The organism is Pseudarthrobacter sp. ATCC 49987, from assembly GCF_009928425.1.
In the GTDB taxonomy this organism is placed as follows: Bacteria; Actinomycetota; Actinomycetes; order Actinomycetales; family Micrococcaceae; genus Arthrobacter.
In genome coordinates this window covers 283,868-299,994 of sequence record NZ_JAABNS010000001.1, presented here as the reverse complement: position 1 = coordinate 299,994, position 16,127 = coordinate 283,868, and the positions used below count along the sequence as shown (strand labels likewise).

The 16,127-nt window shown below is 67.6% G+C and carries 14 protein-coding genes and 1 tRNA gene; 9 read left to right on the top strand and 6 right to left on the bottom strand.

Annotated features, from left to right (window positions below; all coding sequences use genetic code 11):
* Positions 1–16: 16 nt before the first annotated feature.
* Complete coding sequence (locus GXK59_RS01420; RefSeq protein ID WP_160663778.1) at positions 17–994, bottom strand: SMP-30/gluconolactonase/LRE family protein; 978 nt, start codon at positions 992–994, stop codon at positions 17–19.
* Between the two features lie 200 nt (positions 995–1,194).
* Here GXK59_RS01420 and aroQ point away from each other — a divergent pair, with 200 nt between their 5' ends.
* Entirely contained in the window at positions 1,195–1,668 is a 474-nt protein-coding gene (gene aroQ / locus GXK59_RS01415) for a type II 3-dehydroquinate dehydratase (RefSeq protein ID WP_160663776.1), read from the top strand.
* Positions 1,669–1,670: 2 nt separating this feature from the next.
* Positions 1,671–2,768, top strand: a complete 1,098-nt coding sequence (locus GXK59_RS01410) for a DUF2332 domain-containing protein (protein ID WP_160663774.1) — start codon at positions 1,671–1,673, stop codon at positions 2,766–2,768.
* 3 nt (positions 2,769–2,771) lie between these two features.
* Here GXK59_RS01410 and GXK59_RS01405 read toward each other — a convergent pair whose 3' ends face one another.
* Positions 2,772–3,956, bottom strand: a complete 1,185-nt coding sequence (locus tag GXK59_RS01405) for a MarP family serine protease (RefSeq protein WP_160663772.1) — start codon at positions 3,954–3,956, stop codon at positions 2,772–2,774.
* A gap of 204 nt (positions 3,957–4,160) precedes the next feature.
* Here GXK59_RS01405 and GXK59_RS01400 point away from each other — a divergent pair, with 204 nt between their 5' ends.
* A complete protein-coding gene (locus tag GXK59_RS01400) occupies positions 4,161–4,838 on the top strand; it encodes a Crp/Fnr family transcriptional regulator (protein WP_011693220.1) in 678 nt (225 codons plus the stop codon).
* Between the two features lie 403 nt (positions 4,839–5,241).
* On the opposite strand, the gene GXK59_RS01395 is transcribed toward GXK59_RS01400, so the two are convergent.
* From GXK59_RS01395 to GXK59_RS01385, 3 genes are read right to left on the bottom strand one after another with little or no spacing between them, the layout of a single operon-like run.
* On the bottom strand, positions 5,242–6,153 hold the full coding sequence (locus GXK59_RS01395; protein WP_160663770.1) for an NUDIX hydrolase: 912 nt from the start codon (positions 6,151–6,153) through the stop codon (positions 5,242–5,244).
* Between the two features lie 12 nt (positions 6,154–6,165).
* A complete protein-coding gene (locus tag GXK59_RS01390; RefSeq protein WP_160663768.1) occupies positions 6,166–6,735 on the bottom strand; it encodes a RidA family protein in 570 nt (189 codons plus the stop codon).
* A gap of 2 nt (positions 6,736–6,737) precedes the next feature.
* Positions 6,738–6,893, bottom strand: a complete 156-nt coding sequence (locus GXK59_RS01385) for a DUF4177 domain-containing protein (protein ID WP_144671455.1) — start codon at positions 6,891–6,893, stop codon at positions 6,738–6,740.
* Positions 6,894–6,930: 37 nt separating this feature from the next.
* Between GXK59_RS01385 and GXK59_RS01380 the strand changes: the two genes are divergently transcribed.
* The 5 genes from GXK59_RS01380 (at position 6,931) to GXK59_RS01360 (ending at position 14,245) form a co-directional block, all read left to right on the top strand.
* Positions 6,931–9,210, top strand: coding sequence for a transglycosylase domain-containing protein (locus tag GXK59_RS01380; RefSeq protein WP_160663767.1), 2,280 nt, complete (start codon positions 6,931–6,933; stop codon positions 9,208–9,210).
* 3 nt (positions 9,211–9,213) lie between these two features.
* Positions 9,214–10,161, top strand: coding sequence for a metallophosphoesterase (locus GXK59_RS01375; protein WP_160663765.1), 948 nt, complete (start codon positions 9,214–9,216; stop codon positions 10,159–10,161).
* A gap of 272 nt (positions 10,162–10,433) precedes the next feature.
* On the top strand, positions 10,434–12,266 hold the full coding sequence (locus GXK59_RS01370; RefSeq protein WP_160663763.1) for an ABC transporter ATP-binding protein: 1,833 nt from the start codon (positions 10,434–10,436) through the stop codon (positions 12,264–12,266).
* Positions 12,263–14,092, top strand: a complete 1,830-nt coding sequence (locus GXK59_RS01365) for an ABC transporter ATP-binding protein (protein WP_160663761.1) — start codon at positions 12,263–12,265, stop codon at positions 14,090–14,092. The genes GXK59_RS01370 and GXK59_RS01365 overlap by 4 nt, the downstream gene beginning before the upstream one ends.
* 76 nt (positions 14,093–14,168) lie before the next feature.
* Positions 14,169–14,245: transfer RNA gene (locus GXK59_RS01360), tRNA-Pro, on the top strand.
* Positions 14,246–14,473: 228 nt separating this feature from the next.
* On the opposite strand, the gene GXK59_RS01355 is transcribed toward GXK59_RS01360, so the two are convergent.
* Complete coding sequence (locus tag GXK59_RS01355; protein WP_160663759.1) at positions 14,474–14,716, bottom strand: hypothetical protein; 243 nt, start codon at positions 14,714–14,716, stop codon at positions 14,474–14,476.
* A gap of 144 nt (positions 14,717–14,860) precedes the next feature.
* Here GXK59_RS01355 and GXK59_RS01350 point away from each other — a divergent pair, with 144 nt between their 5' ends.
* Positions 14,861–16,123, top strand: coding sequence for a helix-turn-helix domain-containing protein (locus GXK59_RS01350; protein WP_160663757.1), 1,263 nt, complete (start codon positions 14,861–14,863; stop codon positions 16,121–16,123).
* The last annotated feature ends 4 nt before the right edge of the window (positions 16,124–16,127 follow it).

Below are 16,127 nucleotides of genomic sequence, written 5' to 3'. Positions count from 1 at the left end.
GCCGGTTAACCCGTGCTCAGCCGCCGGAGCAGGCCTTGACGAGGACTGCCTCGAAGCTCGTCGCCGCGGGCGTCGTGAATTTCGCGTTGACCAGGGCGAGGGTATCGCCGAACAGCGCCGCCGTCGTCGGGACGTCGAAGTTCTTGCTGGTGATGGCTTCCTCCACGTGGCCCCTGCCCAGTGAGCCGTTCAGTTCGATCCTGCTGACCTGGTTGGAGAGGTTCTGCACGGCCCAGAGCGTGCTGCCGCGGACGACGATGCCGTCGACGTTCGCCAGCGTGACCGGGGCACCGGAGGCGTCCGTGACGTCGATCTTCTTGTTCGAGCCGTCCTCCGGGTCCACGGCGTACAGTGCGCCGCGGCCGGTATGGGCGACGATCAGCTTCTGTCCTTCGTCGGCGGCGGCGATTCCGTTGAGGTTGAACCCGTCATCGACGGTGCCGGCGGGCGCCCCAAGCGCCAGGGTCCGGACCTCGCCCGGTTTCCCGTCGCGGCTGAGCGGGATCCGGTAAAGCTCGCCGGCGCGGGAGTTGGTGAACCACGCGCCGTCGCGGGTCAGGGTGACATCGTTGATGAAGCTGGTGCCAGCCGGCGCCAGCTCGTAGACCTTTACGGTCGTCTTCGTCTCCAGGTCGTACACATAGGCCTGGCCGGTGGCACCGCCCGCCACGAAAAGTAGGTCGTGGTCCCGGTCGACCTTCATGCCGAGGGCTGCCCGGCCTTCCGGCGCCTTGATGAACAGTCTTGCACTGCCTGTTGTGATGTCCCCCCGGAAGATGTTGCCGTTGAGCCGGTCGCCGGCGAAGAACGTGCTGCCCTCGCCTGCGGCGATGCCTTCGGCACCGGTGGCGCCGGGCAGCCTGATCACCGGGGACCGGTCGTCCCGGTGCGTTCCGGAGGCGGTGGCCAGGGGCGCCGGCACGAAAAATGCCGCGAGGGCAAGGAGGCCCCCGGCGGCCCGGCGGATTGATTTTCCTGCATGGATGTTGCGCATGATGTGCTCCGAGATCGGGCTTCCGCGCGGGCTTACCAGTACGGGAGGTCCGCACGATGGTCCCTTAAAGTCTAGGCAGGCCGTCCGGTACTTGCCAGAGGCCGGTGCAGCGCCGGCCGGTGGCTTCCCGGGCTGTCATCCGGTGCCCTTTCCGCCGTTGGGTGCGGCGGCCCGCAACACAACGCGATACATTGGCAGACATGAGTGAAGCCACCCCCGACGGCGCCGGCCGCGGCACCATCCTGGTCCTCAACGGGCCCAACCTGAACCTGCTCGGCACCCGCGAACCCGAAAAATACGGCACCGCCACTCTGGCCGACGTCGAACAACTCGCCAAGGACGCCGGCGCGGCGCACGGCCTCGCTGTCGAGTGCTTCCAGTCGAACCATGAGGGTGCCCTCGTGGACGCCATCCACGCCGCCCGCGGCACGGCCATCGGCATCGTGATCAACGCCGGCGCCTACACCCACACCTCAGTGGCCATCCGGGACGCCATCTCCGCGGTGCAACTGCCCGCCGTCGAGGTCCACATCACGAATGTCCATGCCCGTGAGGAGTTCCGGCACCATTCCTACCTCTCGGACATCAGCAAGGCCGTGATTGCCGGCGCCGGGATCCTGGGCTACCGGTTCGCCGTCGAGTACCTCGCCGGTCTGCAGGCCGGCCGGGACTGAGCATGCCCTCCCGTGGTCCCGCCAGCGGCGAACCGGGTCCAGCGGAGTCCGCTACTGCGGAGTCCGGCCCTGCCGGGTCGGGCGCACGGGAGTCGGCCACTGCGGAGTGGTATCGGCACTTCGGCACGGTTGACGCGCCCGGCAACTCCGAGTGCTACGCCGCGTGGTCGGCGGGCATCGCGGAGGACCCGGAGCTGATCCAGCGGATCGACGAGTGGCCGCACAACAAGCGCCAGCCCCTGCTGATGCTCGCCGCAGCCCGGTTCCTCGGCGCGCAGATCAGCCCGTACCCGGGCTTCCGGGCGTTCCTGGACCACCGCTGGGAGGACGTTTCACGGATCGTGCTCAGCCGCGCCACCCAGACCAACGAGGCCGGGCGCTGCGCCACCCTGCTGCCGTCCCTGGCGCAGATCGCCGCCGCCGGCGGGCGCCCACTGGCACTCATCGAGGTCGGGGCCTCGGCCGGGCTCGTCCTGTTTCCGGACCGCTACGGCTATGAGTACGACGCCGGCGCAGCGGTCACGCGGCTGGCCCCCGCCGGCGCCGCCCCCGGCAGTTACCCGGTCCTGGGCTGCGCCGTCTCCGGCCCTGTCCCGCTGCCGGCAGCACTCCCGCAGGTGGTGTGGCGTGCGGGGATCGACCTCAACCCCCTCGACGTCCGGGACCCCGACGACGTCGCATGGCTGGAGGCACTGATCTGGCCAGAGCAGGATTTCCGGCGCGAGCGGCTGCGCCGGGCGATCGCCATCGCGCAGGCCGACCCGCCCCTCCTCGTGGCCGGGGACCTCAACGACCAGCTCCTCGTCCTCGCCGCGCAGGCGCCGTCGGACGCCACGCTGGTGGTGTTCCACAGCGCTGTCATGGCCTATCTCGATGCGGCCGCCAGGGACCGGTTCCGCGGCACCATGTCCCGGCTCGCCGTCGAACGCGGCTGCCATTGGCTCTCCAACGAGGGTCACACGGTGATCATCCAGGCGGATGGCTCCAGCGTGGTCCCCGAAATGGACGAGTCCCGTCTCCGCGGCCGGTTCCTGCTGCTGCACAACGGGAACCCGATGGCGATCGCCGGACCGCACGGCCAAAGCCTGGAGTGGCTCTAGCAGCTACTTCTGGATGCACTGGCCCGGGGAAACGGCGCTGCCCAGACCCGGCGCCCGCGCGGCCACCGGCCCCAGATCCGCCATGGTGATGGCGTAACCGAGCGAAGACTCCGCCGTCGCCTTGGCGAAGACCACGCCAGCCACCTGGCCGTCCATGGTCAGCAGCGGGCCACCCGAGTTGCCCGGCTGGACGTCCCCGGCGAGCCGGTAGACATCCTCCGGTGCGGGGTTGTTGCCGTAGATGTCCGGGACCAGCACCGTCGTAATGTCCTGCACCGTGGCCGGTTTGGACTGGAACGGACCGCCATGGGGGTAGCCGGCAAACGCGGCCGGGCTGCCGGGGGGCAGGTCGGAGCTCAGCGGCAGCGGTGCCGAGCGCAGGCCGTCCACGGCCACCACAGCGAGGTCATGCTGGGCGTCGAAGTACACCACCCGCCCGGGCAGGGCACCGCCGCCCGGGATCTCCACGACAGGTTCCGGCACCCCGGCCACCACATGGGCGTTCGTGACCACCCGGCCGGGCGAAACTACAAAACCGGTTCCGGTCTGGTTCTGTCCGCACTGGTAAGCAGTTCCCGCGATCTTCAGGACCGAAGCCGCGGCGTTGTTCAGCGCCGGCGTGTCGGTGCTGGTGTCCGGGACAGCCACCGGCTGGCCTTGTCCGATGCCCTCAAACAGCGTCGGAATGCCCCCGCCGATCACGGCGGACCGCAACTGGGCCATGGAGGTCTTCACCGGGACGGGGGTCACGCCGTCGATGAAGCCGATCACCCTGGACTCGGCGAGCGGCTGGGAGACAAACGGAACGCCGAGCGCTCCGATGCTGAAAGCGAGCATCGACATGACCAGGGCGGAGACCACAACGTTGACGCCGCCTCCGGCCAGGCGGTCCACGGACCGCAGCGGCCTGATCCGGACGACACTGCGGACCCTGCGACCGATGGCGGTCCCCAGACCGTGGCCCAGGACCATCAGCAGCACAGCGGTGGCAATGATCGCCGTGAGGCGCCAGCCGCTGTCCGGCACGAGGCCGCTGACGATGGGGACGGACACAAACGCCGCCACGGCACCCGCGGCGAACCCGGCGATGCCGCCGACCGTGACGAGGAAGCCGTTGCGCAGGCCGTGGAACAGGTAGGACAACAGCGTCACAATCAACACGAGGTCCAAGATGGTCAAGCCGAACACCGATGCTCCTTACAGGCAGGTAAGCCCCAATTCTACCGGCGCGGGCTGACAGTTTGCCGCGCGCGGGCGGTGGCCGGGACAGTGCCCCCGGCTTCCTTTGGCATGACGTTTGGCGCGCCTGGGTGCCAAGTACGTCACAGAAGCGCAAAAATTCTGAAACAATGGCTGAAGCGCCCCAGCCGACACAGTTAGTCAGGAGATTTCATGGATATCGAGGTATTGCGCCGCGCACCCCTTTTCGCCACGCTCGACGACGAGGCGTTCCGTCTGCTGACGGACGAACTCACCGAGGTGGACCTCTCACGCGGAGCCTCGGTATTCCGGGAAGGTGACCAGGGCGACCAGCTCTATTTCATCGTCTCCGGCAAGGTCAAGCTCGGACGCACGTCCCCGGACGGCCGGGAGTCACTGCTCGCCATCCTGGGCCCGGGCGAGCTCTTCGGCGAAATGGCACTGTTCGATCCGAGCCCGCGCACCGCCACGGCCACGGCTGTCTCGGAAACGCGTCTGGCCGGGCTGAAGAATGAGAGCCTCAACGCCCTGCTGCGCACCCGCCCGGAGGTCTCGGCGCAGCTGCTGCAGGCCCTGGCCCGCCGCCTGCGCCGCACCAACGATTCCCTGTCCGACCTCGTCTTCTCCGACGTTCCGGGCCGCGTGGCCAAGGCCCTGCTGGACCTGGCGGACCGCTTCGGCCGTCCGGCGACCGACGGCGTCCTGGTGGCGCACGAGCTCACCCAGGAAGAACTCGCCCAGCTGGTCGGTGCTTCCCGCGAAACGGTCAACAAGGCCCTCGCGGAATTCGTGCAGCGCGGCTGGCTGCGGCTGGAGGCCCGCGCCGTCGTCATCCTCGACATGCAGCGCCTCCGCCAGCGTTCCCGCTAAGCCTTTTTGGGCAGCACACCGAAGGCCGGCCCGTGAAAACGGAGCCGGCCTTCGGTGGTTAAGCCTGCAGGACTCCCCGGCGCGGGACATGCCCATTCTTTGCCTCCCGGCCCGCGGGACATGCTCATTCCTGGCGGCGACGAGTGGACATAATGCCATCCTGTCCACTGGCACGGCCTGGCGAGGAACATGTCCAGTGGCGTGCTGGCAAAACGGAGGGCATGCCCAATCTTGGGGGCCATGACCGCGGAACATTCCAATCCTTGTCGGGTGCCCAGGGGACATGCCCATTCCTCGCCGCAACGAGTGAGCACAATGCCATCCTGTCCAACAGCCCAGGCCACCGGAGGGCATGTCCAGTGGTGGTGGGTAGCGGATGGTCCGGGACCCCTGAACCGGGCCGTCAGCGTTCTCGCTGGGGTTCTCCGGCGACGGTCTTGGCCGCCTCGACCTCGAGCATGAGCTGTCCGTCTTCCTCGACCAGCTTCGGCTGGTAGACGTGGGCCTTGCGCTTGTAACTCAGGTACGCGATGCAGCCGTTCGCGGAAGCCATCTTCTCGAGCATGATCTCCGAGCCGGGCACCAGGAGCTGGCCGAGCGTGCGTCCGACCGTGTTCTCCTGGCCGACCTCATCGCCCAGCGTGGAGGTGTTCCGGCCGTCGACGACCTTGCGGACACAGACCCACCGGCCCCACACACCCTTGCTGGCCAGCAACGAGGGCTGCTGGTTCATCGGGACAGTGGCCGCGAAATAGCGGGTGTTGAACCGGCGATGCGCGAAGTCCGGGCTGAGCCAGTTGACCAGCGGCTTCAGCAGGTCCGACCGCACTGAAAGCCCGCGCTTGGCGAGCACCTCGGTGAAGGACTTCTCCTGCTCCGCCACCGCCACCCGGGCCCGCATCCACTCGGCCGTGGACGTCGCCTCGACCGTGGTGGACAGGTCCGGTCCGGCCAGGAGAATGCCGGTTTCCTCGAACAGTTCGCGGACGGCACCGACCACATGGCGGCGCGCCAGTCCGACGTCGGCGGTACCCATCTGCTCGGCCCAATGCTGCGGCGAGGGGCCCAGCCAGCCGACGGCGTCGTCGTCGGACGCCTCCAGCGACCCGCCCGGGAAGGCGAGAACACCCAGCGGGGACGAGCCGGGCCGGTATCCCAGCCAGGTCTCCAGCCCGGTGGGCGAATCACGGAGCAGCACCACCGAGGACGCGAACCGGGCCGCGCGGGGGGTCCGTTCGCCGTGTTCAAGCCAGCTGCGGGCCGCCCCCTCAAGATCCGGGGGGAGGGCAAACAGTCGACGGGCTAACTGAGGCACAGGAACTGACCTCTACGCGAATTCGGCGATCAGTTCGACTTCTACCGGGGAGTCGAGCGGGAGTACAGCCACGCCGACGGCGGACCTTGCGTGCTGGCCGGCGTCGCCGAGGACCTTGCCGAGGAGTTCGGACGCGCCATTGATAACACCGGGCTGGCCGGTGAAGGACGGGTCGGAGGCGACGAACCCGACGACCTTGACGATCCGGGTGATGCGGTCAAGGTCCCCGATGACGCTCTTGACGGCGGCCAGGGCGTTGACGGCGCACACGGCGGCGTACTGTTTGGCCGCTTCGGGCGAGACCGTGGCCTCGTCCGTGGCGCCCTCGGTGCCGGAGGACACCTTGCCGGTCGCCTCCAGCTTGCCGTTAATGAACGGCAGCTGGCCCGAGGTGTAGACGTGGTTGCCGGAAATCACGGCGGGGACATAGGCGGCCACCGGGGCGGCCACCTCCGGCAGGGTCAGGCCGAGCTCGGCAAGTCGCTGCTCGACGGCGGACGACGCGCCCGATCCGGCGGTGCTGTGGGCCGGGGTTCCGGCGACACCGGACGTGCCCGGAGCGGCAGATGCGGGACTGCTCATGGCTACTGCTTCTCCCGCTTCAGGTAGGCAACCAGGCCGTTTCCTTCGGGGCCCGGGACAACCTGGACAAGCTCCCAGCCGTCGTCACCCCACTGGTCCAAAATCTGCTTTGTGGCGTGGATGATGAGCGGAATCGTGGCGTACTCCCATTTGGTCATGATCTAAAGCCTAGTACTTGCCGGTAAAGTGGAAAACATGGCGACTGGTAAGAACCCTTTATTTGACACGGCCACCACCCTCGGAAAGATCCTTCTTTTCCTGGGCGTGAGCGCCATTTGCGGCGTCCTGGTGGCGGGACTACTGGTCCCCGCGGCCGCCGTTACCGGCAGCTCGGCCAGCGGCTCGATCAAGTTCTTCGAGACCCTGCCGGCCGAACTGAAAGTGGACCCGCCCAGCCAGTCGACGACGATCCTGGCCTCAGACGGCAGTGTGATCGCCAGCCTTTACGCGGAAAACCGCACCAAAGTTTCCCTTGACAAGATGTCGCCGTACATCAAGGACGCGGTCATCGCCATCGAGGACAGCCGCTTCTACGAGCACGGCGGCGTGGACACCACCGGCATCATGCGCGCGCTGGTCAGCACCGCCCGCGGCAACAAGCAGGGCGCGTCCACCATCACCCAGCAGTACGTCAACAACGTCATCAACTCCTCCCTCGAGGCCGAGGGCAAGGGCGACCAGGTCCTCCTGAACGGCGTGAACAAGGGCGTCGGCGACAAACTCCGGGAAATGAAGCTCGCGATCGCCCTGGAGAAGAAGTTCACGAAGGAAGAAATCCTCGAGGGCTACCTCAACATCGTGTTCTTCAACCGTGACGCCTACGGCATCGAGGCCGCCTCCAAGTTCTTCTTCAGCACCACCGCCAAGGACCTTACCCTGCCGCAGGCGGCGCTCCTCGCCGGCCTGGTCAACAGCCCGTCCTTCTACGATCCGATCACCAACCCGGAGAACGCCAAGGTCCGCCGCGACCTGGTGCTCCAGTCCATGCTGACGCAGAAAAAGATCCAGAAGGCAGATTACGACGCCGCCGTGGCCACCCCGGTGGAAACGAAAGTCACGCCGGCACGCCAGGGCTGCGCGTACTCGGCCTCGGCACCTTACTTCTGCGACTATGTGCTGCACCTGCTGCTCAATAACCCGGCCTACGGCGCTGACGCCGACGCCCGGGTGCGGAAGGTGTTCCGCGGCGGCCTGACCATCAAGACCACGCTGGACCCCAACGCCCAGGCAGTGGCCCAGGCCCAGGTGGACGGCTCCGCCGGGGCGAACCCGGACAAGTGGGGCGCCTCGCTGGTGTCCGTGCAGCCGGGCTCGGGCAAGATCATCTCGATGGCGCAGAACACCCAGTTCCTGGAAGCCGAGGGAAAGTTCAACAACGTCATCAACTTCAACGTTGACATGAAGGACGCCAAGGGCAACGACCTCGGCGGCCTGGGCGGTTTCCAGCCCGGCTCCACGATGAAGCCGTTCACCTTCGCCGAGTGGCTCAACGAGGGCAAGTCCATGAACACGGTCCTCAACGGTTCCGTGCGCAGGTACCCGCTGAACTACAGGTGGAAGAACACCTGCCCCACCCCCGTGGACGGCGCCTACAACACGGCGGAGAAGGGCCTCGGCGCCGCCGAGGACCTGCAGAACGCCGAAGAGGGCTACTACAAGAACATGACCGTCGTTGACGGCCTGGCGAACTCGATCAACACCATGACGTTCGCCACGGCGGCCCAGGTGGACCTCTGCGGCATCCAGAAGATCGTCGACGCCGTGGGAATCCATGCGGGCCAGACCAACGAGCCCGTTCCCATGACGCGGCTGTCCAACCTGATCGGTGCCACCCAGACCTCGCCGCTGACCATGGCCAGCGCGTTCGCCACCTTCGCGAACGACGGCAAGTACTGCGAGCCGATCGCCATTGAATCGGTGACGGACGCGGCCGGCGCCCAGCTGCCGGCCCAGGCCACCAGCTGCCGCGACGCGATCAAGCCGGAAGTTGCCCGCGGCGTGACCTTCGCGCTGCAGGAAGTCCTCAACCGCGGCTCCGGCTCGCTGATCCAGCCGCGGATCTCCACGAAGACCAGCTTCCCGGTCGCCGCCAAGACCGGCACCAACGACCCCAACAACTCCACCTGGGTGGTCGGCTTCACCAGCGGCCTGGCGACGGCGTCCTGGTTCGGCGACGCCCTGGGCGGCCAGGACCGGCCCGGACGCAACCTGACCTTGAACGGCAAGTTCTACAAGGCCATCGACGGCTACATGATCGCGGGCCCGCAGTTCTCGAACTTCATGTCCCAGGTGGCACCGGCCTACGGCACCAACCCGTTCACGGCACCGCCGTCGAACCTGGTGACCGGCCCGGCCCCGGTGCCGGCCCCGGTGCCGGCCCCCAAGCCGTCGACGCAGGCGACGCCGGCCCCGTCCAGCCCGGCGCCCGAGGCGAGCCCGGCGCCGTCGGACACCACGCCCGGCAAGAGTCCCTAAGCGATGGCCGCCACCAACACCCTGGCAAGCCGCGTCCGAAGCATCGGGCGCGGCTTTGCCGTAACCGCCGGCGCCGGCGCCATGGCGGGTGCCGCCGCCACCGGGTACGGGCTGTGGGAGAAGAACCAGTTCGTCCTGCGCAAAGAGACCCTGCCGATCCTTCCTCCCGGTTTCGGCCCGATCCGGGTGCTGCACCTCAGCGACATCCACTTCGTGCCCGGCCAGCACCGCAAGGCCGCCTGGCTGTCCTCGCTGGCGGAACTGGAACCGGACCTGGTGGTGAACACGGGCGACAACCTCAGCCACGCCAAGGCAGTGGAACCCGTGCTGGAGTCGCTGCGTCCGCTGATGAAGTTCCCCGGCGTCTTCGTTCCCGGCTCCAACGACTACTTCGCCCCGCGGCTGAAGAACCCCGCCTCGTACTTCCTGGGCCCGTCCGTCAAGCCCAAGGACCCTGCCCCGCTGGACTGGCCGCGGCTGCGTGCCGGCTTTGGCATGGGCGGCTGGGTGGACCTGACCAACCGCTGCCAGTCGCTCGTGATCAGGGGCCTGCGCTTGGACTTCTCCGGCGTCGACGACCCGCACCTGGGACTCGAGCAGTACGCCGGCTGGCCCCGCGGAACCAGGCGGCAGGATGCCAGACCGCACCTCCGAATCGCCGTCATCCACGCCCCGTACCAGCGCGTCCTGGACCACTTCACCGAGGACGGCGCCGACCTCCTGCTGGCCGGCCACACCCATGGCGGCCAGATCTGCGTCCCCGGCTTCGGGGCCCTCGTCGCCAACTGCGACCTCCCGACCTGGCGCGCCAAGGGATTGCACGACTGGGAAAGCAAGGGACGCACGACGCCGGTAAACGTCTCCGGCGGCATCGGCACCTCGCGCTTCGCCCCGGTCCGGATCGCCTGCAAGCCCGAGGCCGTGCTGCTCACGCTCACTCCGCGTTCCTGAACGCGCACGCTCCCCTACCCCGGGGGACATGCCCTCCCCTGTGCTCCACGGTTGGGCGTAGTGGACTTATGCCCACTCCTCGCACCCAGGACTGGACATGTCCCGCGGTGCAGCGGCACACCCGGCGGCCATTGCGGAATGTAATTACTGGGCGAGATGCTGATGCTGTCGAGATACCTGTGAACCCGGTCACCCGATGGCCTAGGGTAGTTGCTACAGGAAACTACATCCAGTTGCGTTAGTTATTCGCAGTCGCGTTTTAAGAAGCAGGCATGGCCAAGCAGACCTCATTTTTCTCCTCCATCAGCCGTCTTTATCCCCACGTCAGGCCGATCATTCCGCGGCTGGTCATGGGGCTGCTGTGCGCCTTGCTCGCGAGCGTGGTGGCCCTGACCACCCCCCAGGTGCTGCGGGTGCTGATCAACCAGTCCCTCCAGCCCGGCGGCAGCGCGGACGCGGTCTGGATCGCCTCCCTCATCATCCTCGGCCTCGGCATTGCCGAAGCCGGCCTCGTGGCGCTGCGCCGGCAGTTCGTGATCAATCCCGCCACCACGGTCGAGACCCGGATGCGGGTGTCCCTTTACGGCCATCTGCAGGACCTGACGGTCTCCTTCCATGACCGTTGGGGCTCCGGGCAGCTGCTCTCCCGCGCCATGACGGACCTGAACTTCCTGCGCCGCTGGATGGCCTTCGGCGCGATCATGCTCGTGGTGACCACCCTGACCGTGGTGATCGGCGTCGTCGTGATGTTCACGATGAGCTGGCAGCTGGCGCTGATTTTCCTGGCCGCGGCGGTGCCGATCATGATTTATGGCTTCCGGTTCCGCACCCGCTTCAGCAAGGTGGCGCGCCGGAGCCAGGACCAGGCCGGCGACCTCGCCACCACGGTCGAGGAATCGGTCCACGGAATCCGCGTGCTCAAGGCGTTCGGCCGCAGCCGCGAGGCGCTGGAACACTTCAACGAGCAGGCCGAGGAGCTCCGCCAGACGGAGATTGCCAAGGCCAAGCACCTCGCCACCTTCAGCCTGGTCGTTACCCTCCTGCCCGAGCTGGCTCTCGGCGCCGGTCTCGTCGTCGGCGTCATGTTGGCCTCCACCGGTGAGCTGAGCATCGGCGCCCTCGTGGCGTTCTTCGCCACCGCCGCCGTCATCGCCACGCCGGTGGAGTTCTGCGGCATGCTGCTGGCGATGGCCCTCACCGCCAAGACTGCCGTGGACCGGCACTTCGAGGTGATGGACTCGGTGAACACCATCACCAGCCCCGGACAGGCCCGCCGCCCCGCCGAGCTGAAGGGCGCCCTCAGCTTCAACGCAGCGACCTTCGCGTATGAGGACGCCCCGGACAAACGGATCCTCAAAGACATCAACCTGGACATCAGGCCGGGCGAAACCATGGCCCTGGTGGGCATCACGGGCAGCGGAAAGAGCGCCCTGCTCCAGCTGGTTCCCCGGCTCTACGAGGTCACCGACGGTTCCATCACGATCGACGGGGTGGACCTGCGGGAGTTCAGCGTCGAGGAGCTCCGCACGGTTGTCGCCGTCGCGTTTGAGGACACCACCCTGTTCTCCAGTTCGGTCCGCGACAACGTGATGCTCGGCGCCCCCGCCGGACTCCCGGCCGAGCGCCGCGAGGAGGCCCTGGAGGAGGCGCTCGACGTCGCCCAGGCCCACTTTGCCTACTCGCTCCCGAACGGCCTGGACACCCTGATCGGCGAGGAGGGGCTCAGCCTTTCCGGCGGCCAGCGCCAGCGCATCGCCCTGGCCCGCGCCATCGCCGCCCGGCCCAGGGTCCTGGTCCTGGACGATCCGCTCTCCGCCCTGGACGTCCACACCGAGGAACTCGTCGAGACCCGGCTGCGGGAGGTGCTCTCCGACACCACGACGCTGATCGTGGCCCACCGGCCGTCCACCGTGGCGCTGGCGGACCGGGTGGCGCTGCTGGAGGACGGCCGGATCACCGCCGTCGGAACCCACACCGAACTGCTCGCCGAGAACCGCCACTACCGCTACGTGATCGCCAGCCTCGACCCGGAACCGCGGGACCTGGACTCCGATCTGCTGGACTCCGATCTGTCAGGGCTCAACGCCGAGGAGGTTTCCCGATGAGCAGCGCCACCTTCGGCACCGCGAACGAGGACAACGCGCACCTGTCCAAGAGCGAGAGCAAGACCGTCCGGCGCCGCTCCCTTGCCCTGCTGGGCTCGCTCATCCGCCCGGTCCGCCGGCGGTTCTGGCTGACAATTGCCGCCGTCGTGCTGTCCCAGGCGGCGCGGGTTGCCGGGCCTGCGCTGATAGCGTTCGGCATCGACCGGGCCCTGCCGGCCCTGCGCGCCGGCGACAACCTCCCGCTGCTGCTCACCGGGGCTGCCTACCTCGCCGCCGCCGTCGCGACGGCGTGCCTCACGGCCCTGTACGTGACCTCGACGGCAAGACTCAGCCAGGCGATGCTGCTGGACCTGCGCGTCCGGGTCTTCCGGCACACCCAGCGGCTCAGCCTGGAATTCCACGAAAAGTACACCTCTGGCCGGATCATTGCCCGGCAGACCTCGGACCTGGAGGCCCTGCGCGAACTTCTGGACTCCGGGATCAGCTCGCTGGCGTCGGGGATGCTGTTTATGGTCTTCACCGCCGTGACCGTGTTCGCCCTCGACTGGCGCAGCGGGCTCCTGGTCCTGGCCGCCGGCGTGCCGATGTACTTCCTGGCCCGCTGGTACCAGAAGCACTCCGAGATCGCGTTCCGCGAATCCCGCGTCGTCTCGGCCCGGCTCATCGTGCACTTCGTCGAAACCATGACCGGCATCCGCGCGGTTAAGGCCTTCCGGAAGGAACGCGAAAACGCCGCACAGTACGCCGGGCTCTCCGAGGACTACCGCAAAGTCACGGTCCGCTCCATCAACCTAAACGGCATCCTCCAGCCCGGCCTGGTGCTGATCGGCAATGTCTGCGTCGCCGTCGTCCTGCTGTTCGGCGGCTTCCGGGTGCTCAGCGGCGACCTCGCCGTCGGTGTGCTGCTGGCCCTGATCCTGTCCACCAAACGCTTCTTCCAGCCGGTGGACCAGATGGCCATGTTCTACAACTCCTTCCAGAGCGCCCAGGCGGCGCTGGAGAAAGTCTCCGGCCTCCTCGAGGAAGTCCCCACCGTCCGGCCGCCCAGGAACCCGGTGGCACTGCACGACGCCAAGGGAACCATCGACTTCAAAGGCGTCGAATTCCGCTACGGCGACGGCCCGGTCATCATCCCCACCATGGACCTGCACATCCCCGCCGGCCAGACCGTGGCGCTGGTCGGCCAGACCGGCGCCGGCAAATCCACTTTCGCCAAGCTGATCGCCCGCTTCTACGACGTCTCGGCAGGTTCCCTCACGCTCGACGGCGTGGACCTGCGGGAGCTTGCGACGGCGGATCTGCGGCGGAATGTCGTGATGGTCACCCAGGAGGCCTTCCTGTTCAGCGGATCCGTGGCGGACAACATCGCCCTGGGCCGGCCCGGCGCCTCCCGTGAGGAGATCGAGGCTGCCGCCAGGGCGGTGGGCGCCCACGAGTTCATCCAGGAGCTCCCGGAAGGCTACGACACGGACGTCAACAAGCGCGGCGGCCGGGTTTCGGCCGGGCAGCGCCAACTGATCAGCTTCGCCCGGGCTTTCCTGGCCCGGCCCGCCGTCCTGATCCTCGACGAGGCCACGTCCTCGCTGGACATCCCGTCCGAGCGGCTCGTGCAGGCCGGCCTCGCGGGGCTGCTGCAGGGGATCGGCGCCGGCACCGGCCGGACCGCCCTCATCATCGCGCACCGCCTGTCGACGGTGGAGACGGCCGACCGGGTCCTCGTCGTGCACGACGGGCGGGTGGTCGAGGACGGCACCCCGGCGGAGCTGATCGGCGGCGGCGGCCGCTTCGCGCAGCTGCACGGGGCCTGGAAGGATTCGCTGGTCTGAACCGTCCGGGCGGCACGATTTCGCATCCGGGGCCCCCATCGGATACTCTTGTGAAGTTGCTTTTGAAGTAACGGATCGGGATGTGGCGCAGCTTGGTAGCGCGCGTCGTTCGGGACGACGAGGTCGCAGGTTCAAATCCTGTCATCCCGACCAATCAAGAAGAGGGCCTTCCAGCTGGAAGGCCCTCTTCTTTGTGTGCGCGCTGTGTGCCCGCCGGGCGGCGGCTGCCCGGCGCCGCCGTCGAAACCCCCATCGCCTGCTCCACAACTGCCGTTTTGACCCCTCAGAAGGGCCGTTATGGAGCAGCCGATGAGGGTGCCAGGGCAAAAAGAGCTCCGGGACACCTGCGCAGGTGTCCCGGAGCCATCAAGGAGCGACTGCTTACATCGGATCCGGCCAGTTGCCGATGTTGGTGGCGAAGGTCATCGGGTCCGGCCAGTTGCCAATAGCCGAGAGGCTTCCCCGGTTGGAGCTCATGGGATCGGGCCAGTTGCCGATCGACAGGGTGATGCCCATCGGATCCGGCCAGTTGCCGATAGCACTTATCGACAGGACTGCCGGAGCCGCTGCGGAGAGAGCCAGCGCCCCCGCCAAGGCAACGGAAGCTGCAATCTTCTTGATCATGTGGGTTCCTCAATACGAGTCGGAAACGCGAGTCGGACACATTACAAAGCCAGCACGAGCCCTTGTTGACATACATTGTAAAATGGCTTGCACAGAGACTGTCAAGCATTTAGTACAAAGACTGTCCGGAATTAGGAGGAACCCGTGGGGAACGGATTCGGGGAGAAACTCCGAGCGGAACGGCTCGAGCGAGGCCTGACGCAGGCGGAACTGGGCCGCGATCTGTACTCGCCCAGCTACATCTCCCTGCTGGAGACCGGGCGGCGCGAACCTACCGCGGATGTGATCGAGGAGCTCGCCCGTCGGCTCGAACTCGCCCCCAAAGCGCTGGAAGCCTGGAGCCAGCCGGTGTCGGTCGGCGACGCCGAATACGTCCTGGCGGGCCTCTATGCACGCCAGGCGTGGGACCTGCGGGACTACCCGCTGGCGGAGACCCACGCCGCTGCGGCAGCCCAGATCGCCCTCGACGCCCGGAACACCAGCGCCTGGTGGAACATGAGCTACATGCAGGCCGAGTGCCTCATGAAGCAGGGCCAGCTCAAGGAATGCCAAGACCTTGTCCAGCGGCTGCTGGACCATCCGATGGCCGCCGAGTCGGCGGGCCTGGGCGTTCGGGCACGGCAGATGCTCGCGGCCGTGTGCCACGGCCAGGGCCAACTGGCAGTCGCCGTCGAACACGCGCAGGAAGCGGTGCGGCTCTGCGCCGAACTGCCTAAGGGCTCCACCCTGATCATCGGCGCGCTGCGGGCCCTCATCGGGGCCCTGGCCGAAAGCGGCCGGCTGGATGAGGCCTGGGAATACTGCCAGGCCATGAACGAGCAAATGGACGACCATTCCATGACCCAGCTCGCCGGCGAAGTCGCCTGGGTGATCGGCAACGTGGCCTTCATGCGCCATGACTACACCGAGGGCATCAAGTACCACGAGCGGGCGGCACAGCTGCTCTCCCCCGCCAACGACATCGACCTCTGGGCGCGGTTCAACAAGGCCTCCGCCGCCGTGCGCCTGTCCTCCGGGATCGTCGAGCCCGAAACGCTGACGTCGATCGAACGCGCCGAGCTGGCGCTCTCGATCGTAGGCGGCAACAAGACGGACCAGCTGGAGGTCGCGTTCATCCGAGCCCGCTGGCTCTACCTGACCGGCGATATTGTGGCGGCCGTCCAGAAATTGCGGGAGATCCACGCCGAGAAGGACGCATTGGCCAAGCACGTCGCCGGCGAGGTGGCCCTGCTGCTCGGCAAGGCACTCAAGGCCGCCGGCGAATCCGACGAGGCCCTCGTCTACCTCGAGGAAGCCCAGAAGGAATTCAGTGCAGCCGGCGCCTCGGACCGGGTCCAGCAGGCGATGGACGCCGTCCTGGAAATCCGGCTGGCCCAGCGCCGCGCGCAGGCGGCGGCCGGTACCTAGCCGC

Coding starts and splice junctions, on each gene's coding strand:
- GXK59_RS01410 (WP_160663774.1), top strand. CDS start 1,671: ATGCCCTCCCGTGGTCCCGCCAGCGGCGAACCGGGTCCAGCGGAGTCC.
- GXK59_RS01375 (WP_160663765.1), top strand. CDS start 9,214: ATGGCCGCCACCAACACCCTGGCAAGCCGCGTCCGAAGCATCGGGCGC.
- GXK59_RS01365 (WP_160663761.1), top strand. CDS start 12,263: ATGAGCAGCGCCACCTTCGGCACCGCGAACGAGGACAACGCGCACCTG.
- GXK59_RS01355 (WP_160663759.1), bottom strand. CDS start 14,716: ATGATCAAGAAGATTGCAGCTTCCGTTGCCTTGGCGGGGGCGCTGGCT.
- GXK59_RS01390 (WP_160663768.1), bottom strand. CDS start 6,735: ATGAGCAGTCCCGCATCTGCCGCTCCGGGCACGTCCGGTGTCGCCGGA.
- GXK59_RS01380 (WP_160663767.1), top strand. CDS start 6,931: ATGGCGACTGGTAAGAACCCTTTATTTGACACGGCCACCACCCTCGGA.
- GXK59_RS01420 (WP_160663778.1), bottom strand. CDS start 994: ATGCGCAACATCCATGCAGGAAAATCAATCCGCCGGGCCGCCGGGGGC.
- GXK59_RS01400 (WP_011693220.1), top strand. CDS start 4,161: ATGGATATCGAGGTATTGCGCCGCGCACCCCTTTTCGCCACGCTCGAC.
- aroQ (WP_160663776.1), top strand. CDS start 1,195: ATGAGTGAAGCCACCCCCGACGGCGCCGGCCGCGGCACCATCCTGGTC.
- GXK59_RS01370 (WP_160663763.1), top strand. CDS start 10,434: ATGGCCAAGCAGACCTCATTTTTCTCCTCCATCAGCCGTCTTTATCCC.
- GXK59_RS01385 (WP_144671455.1), bottom strand. CDS start 6,893: ATGACCAAATGGGAGTACGCCACGATTCCGCTCATCATCCACGCCACA.